Source organism: Streptomyces minutiscleroticus (assembly GCF_014650875.1).
Taxonomy (GTDB): domain Bacteria; phylum Actinomycetota; class Actinomycetes; order Streptomycetales; family Streptomycetaceae; genus Streptomyces; species Streptomyces minutiscleroticus.
The window spans coordinates 1-4728 of record NZ_BMVU01000139.1 but is presented as its reverse complement, the minus strand read 5'-3'; the positions used below and the strand labels follow the sequence as shown (position 1 = coordinate 4728).

Annotated in this window: 4 protein-coding genes; 2 read left to right on the top strand and 2 right to left on the bottom strand. The window is 64.6% G+C overall.

All coding sequences use genetic code 11. From position 1 onward, the window contains the following. Window positions 1-161: 161 nt before the first annotated feature. Both IE271_RS40170 and IE271_RS40165 read right to left on the bottom strand, forming a co-directional pair. On the bottom strand, window positions 162-1055 hold the full coding sequence (locus IE271_RS40170) for an IS3 family transposase (RefSeq protein WP_190195373.1): 894 nt from the start codon (window positions 1053-1055) through the stop codon (window positions 162-164). Then, window positions 1052-1357 (bottom strand): transposase, encoded by a 306-nt coding sequence (locus tag IE271_RS40165; protein ID WP_190195372.1) that lies wholly within the window; start codon window positions 1355-1357, stop codon window positions 1052-1054. The genes IE271_RS40170 and IE271_RS40165 overlap by 4 nt, the downstream gene beginning before the upstream one ends. On the opposite strand from IE271_RS40165, the gene IE271_RS40160 reads away from it, so the two are divergent. Beyond that, complete coding sequence (locus IE271_RS40160; RefSeq protein WP_190195371.1) at window positions 1323-3665, top strand: polymorphic toxin-type HINT domain-containing protein; 2343 nt, start codon at window positions 1323-1325, stop codon at window positions 3663-3665. The two genes, IE271_RS40165 and IE271_RS40160, sit on opposite strands and share 35 nt — an antisense overlap. A 19-nt stretch (window positions 3666-3684) precedes the next feature. Then, window positions 3685-4113: a DUF4259 domain-containing protein gene (locus IE271_RS40155; protein ID WP_190195370.1), complete on the top strand. Its 429-nt coding sequence runs from the start codon at window positions 3685-3687 to the stop codon at window positions 4111-4113. The last annotated feature ends 615 nt before the right edge of the window (window positions 4114-4728 follow it).

Below are 4728 nucleotides of genomic sequence, written 5' to 3'. Positions count from 1 at the left end.
CCTACCGACAACTCGCCCGCTGGACCGAGAAGGGAATGATCAAGAGGGTCCGCACGGGGCGCTACGCGGCCATCACGCAGGAAACGGCCCCCTTGCGCGACCTGCGAAAACACTAACTACCCGGCCTTGGAATTTTCCCCGTGATGCTGGACACTCCATGCTTACGCCGCGAGGGCGTGTCCTTGCTCGTATCGCTGCCTGATCTCCAGCGGGGCCAGATAGCCCCAGTGCGGGTGTTTCCGCAGCCGCCTGCGGTTGTAGAAGGTCTCGATGAAGGCGAAGATCTCGGCGCGGGCGGTGGCCCGGTCGGGCCAGCGGCGGGTGCCGATCTCCTCCTTCAGGACCGCGAAGAAGGACTCGGCGGCGGCGTTGTCGAAACAGGCCTCCGTGCGTCCCATGCTCTGCCGCAGCCCCAACCGGTGCAGTTCACGCCGTAGTTCGTCGGATGTGTACTCGCTGCCGCGGTCCGAGTGCGCGATGCAGCAGGGCCGGAGCCGGCCGCGGTCGGCGGCCATCACCAGCGCGTCGACGACCAGGCTCGCCCGGTGGTGGTCGGCCATCGAGTAGCCGACGATCTCCCGGGTGGCCAGGTCCAGCCAGGTCGCCAGGTAGAGCCAGCCTTCATCGGTGGCGATGAACGTGATGTCACCGGCCAGCCGCGTACCGAGCTCGGAGGCGGTGAAGTCGCGGCCGAGCAGGTCGACGGCGGGCACGGCCCTCTTCGCCGGCCGGGTCAGGCCACGGCGTCTGCGCCGGGTGACCCCGGTGATACCGCGCTCGCGCATGACCCGCTCCACCCGCTTGCGGTTGACCCGGTGCCCCAGCCGGCGCAGCTCGGCGTGGATCCTGGGCACCCCGTAGGTGTGCCGGGAGGCGATGTGCAGCACGGTGATCTCGTGGGCCAGGGCGTCGTCGGCGGCCTGCCTCGCCCGGCGGGCCTGCTCGCCGGACCGCCAGGCGTAGAACGAGGACCGGGCCACCTTCAGCAGCTGGCACAGCAGAGCGACGGTGTGGGTGGTCCTCTCCGCCTCGATGAACGCGTACACCGCGCTCATCGATCGCTCTCCTTCGCGAAGAAGACCGCCGCTTTTCGCAGCACCTCGATCGTCTCGGCCTGCTCACGGTTCTGCCGACGCAGCCGGCGCAATTCCTCCCGCTCGGCCGTCGTCAGCTCGCCCGGCGCTCCCTGGCCGCGGTCGGCCCGGTCCTGCCGGACCCAGTTCCGCAGCCCCTCGGCGCTGACGCCGAGCTCCCGGGCCACCTCGGTGACGGTCCTGCCGGAGGAGCGGACGAGGGTGACCGCGTCCCGCTTGAACTCATCTGTGTACCGCCTGCTGCGGTTGCTCTTACTTCCCACCTGGCACTACTTCCTCTGGAACCTCACGTCCCAGTCTTTAGGTGTCCAACATCAAGGGGAAGCTCCAGCCGGCAACGTCACCCAGATCTCCGACACCACCACCCTCGCAGGCACCGGCAAAGCCGACACCCAGTGCTTCACCTATGACGGCCACCAGCGCCTGACCGAAGCCTGGACACCGGCCGACGCAAACTGCGCGCCCGAGAACCGCACCACCGCCAACCTGGGCGGCGCCGCCCCGTACTGGACCGGCTACACCTACAACACCGCAGGCCAGCGAGCTACCGAAACCACATACACCGCTAACGGCTCGACGACCGCCACTTACTGCTACAAGGCAGGCACCGAGCAGCCCCACGCTCTGCTCGCCACCATCACGACGGGCTCCTGCACAGACGCCACCACCGAGCACGCTTACGACGCGGCCGGCAACACCACCAAGCGCCCCGACGGCAGCACGACGCAGAACCTGGACTGGAACGAGGAAGGCAAACTGTCCCGCCTGACCGAGGACCCGAACGGTGCGGCCCGCGCCACGGACTACCTCTACGGTGCCGACGGCAACCTCCTCATCCGCCGCAACACCTCCAGCGCAGGGGAGACCGTCCTCTACCTCGGGGCCACGGAAGTCCACCTCAAGGCGGGCAAGACATGGGCCAACCGCTACTACAGCCACGCCGGCTCCACCGTCGCCCTGCGCAGCAACGAGACCGGCACGGAAAAGATCACCTACCTCTCCGGTGACCACCACGGCACCAGCACCATTGCGATCACGTCCGACACACAAGCCCTCACCAAGCGCTACCAGACCCCCTTCGGTGCCGAACGGGGCAGCAGCGCCGGCAACTGGCCGGACGACAAGGGATTCCTCGGCAAAACCGCCGACACCGACACCGGCCTCACCCACATCGGCGCCCGCGAATACGACCCCATCATCGGCCAGTTCATCAGTGTCGACCCGGTTTTGGCTCCAGAACTGCCCCAAACCCTCAACGGCTACAGCTATGCCGGAAACAACCCCGTCACCTTCAGCGATCCCACCGGCCTTCGTCTCGATGACGGAACCGGCCACAGCGAGCCCATCCCCGACTCCCGAGGAAACGTACCCAAGGGAACCGGCGTTCCCCGCGGCGGAACCGGACCTGGCGGCTGCTACTACAACTGCGGCGCACCAAGTCAAAACCCGACTGAAGTGGGATACGACGAAGCGGTACAGAACGAAGTCCGCGCAGTGCAGCTACTGATCTACGGCGCCGTTGCCGAGTATGCGGACTCCACCAAGCAGTACAAAGCCTGGCTCGACGGCTACCGCAAGGACCTGCAGAGATACCGCTCCCTGGACTCCAACGGAGCCATGGCCACCGCAGTCAACGTCTGCTACGTCCACGAAGACATCGGCTGTTCGCAGGATCTGAAGAACTACTTCTATGACGTCGAGCTCGCTCGTGTCGCCAGAGCTGGGCTCTACGAAGACACGGGTCCGCGCCTCGGACAGCTGCTCAAACCGGGATCTCCGGTTAAGAAAGCGCTGTCCGGATGTAAATGCTTCCTGGCCGATACCGATGTACTCATGGCCGACGGCACCACCAAGGACATCGAGGACATCGAGGTAGGCGACAAGGTAGAGGCCACCGATCCAGAGACCGGGGAAACCGGAGCGCGAACAGTAACCCGTCGTATCGTCACCACCGACGACAAGAAATTTAACGTCCTCTCTATCGCCACCGAGGACGGCGTCGAGAGACTGACGGCCACCCACGAACACCCCTTCTGGTCCCCGTCTGAGGATGCCTGGGTTACCGCCGGCGACCTCGCTCCGGGCATGACCCTCCTCACCGACGACGGCGACACCGTCATCGTCACAGGCAACCGGGCTTACACCAGCCACGCCACTACGTACAACCTCACTGTGGACGAACTCCACACGTACTATGTACTCGCTGGTCAGACGCCAGTACTCGTTCACAATGCAAACTGCGGTCCGGGAACCAAGTTTGACGTGCCGACCGAGCCGGGCGTGTACTCGATCCATCTCAAGGACGGGACAACCTATGTCGGAAGCTCCACGACAAGCATTCGGGAGCGAGTGAACAAGTCGATGCGTTCCAAGCATGCGGTTCGGAAAGCTGGATACACGGCGGACGACATAGCCAACGTCACCTATTTCACTCTGCCTAGCGGAACGAGCAAGACAGCGATCCGTCGGATGGAGCAGACTATGATGGAAGGCGTGAAGGCCAGAGGGGGAACTCTACTTAATCGAAGAGACCCTGAAATCGACGTACCAATAGGCGGCTACTTGCCGTAGCACTCGACTGGAGTCTGCGATGGGAACCTGGGGACCGGGTCCGTTTGATAGCGACACTGCGGAAGACTACCTGGACGAACTGGAGGAACAGCCTGCGTCCGGGCGGCTCGCAGTCGTCACGACAACATTCCGCGCAACATCCGGAGGCGGTTCTTCCGAAGTTCTTCCAGAAGAGGTAATGGCGGCCGCTGCGGTCGTTGCGGCCAACCTTCCGGCCGGCGCTTCCCTGGAATGGAGTGAGGATTACTCGGGAGTTACTGATTGGCTACCAAAGCCAATCGATTCGGCCCTCGTTTCTTCTGCGATGCAGGCACTGGAAAGCGTCTTCTCGGAGAATGAATCATTCTGGCGGAGTTGGGTGAATGAGGAAGAAAGGGGGGAGGCGCGAGCAGAGTTGGATCGCGTGAAGGCGCTGTTGCGATCCGCCTACGGCGGTGAGTCGCGATAGGTCTCGGTTCCCTACGGACCAGGCAGGTGAATTCACGTTCACGAATTCTGGCGGCAAGGGTTGTCCGGTGCGACTGGATCGCTCCGCGCTGACGGCAGTAGTTGACGGCAACGGCGGCGCACACCCGGGGGTGTGCGCCGCCGTTGCCGTGCGCCCGTGCGCGGGGTCAGGGGCGGTTGAGGGCGTCGCCGAGGGCGGTCATGGCTTCGCGTTGGAGGCGGAGGCGTACGTGGGCGTAGACGGTGGCGGTGACGCCGATGTGGGCGTGGCCGAGGAGTTCCTTTTGCGCAGTCCTACGCCCAGAAGCGCTACCCCTGGGCGAAGGACGCGACCGTGCAGGAGACCGATCCCGTTGGTGACAAAGCCGCCCTCGGGTGGACCCGAGTTCGACGTAATTTGCGCGTTCTAGAGGTCGCGCGAGGCTGAAGGCGCAGGTCATCGGGCTGCGATGGGCGCGGCCGCCGCAAAGTGCCTAGAGACGCGACTTTCCTGGTTCACCCGCGTTGGCCTGTGGCTTTGGCCTATCGTCTGGAGTCGTGTACGTGAAGACGACGAAGCGGGAGAACAAGTCCGGGACGGTCCGGTACCTGCACCTGGCCCACAATGAGTGGGATC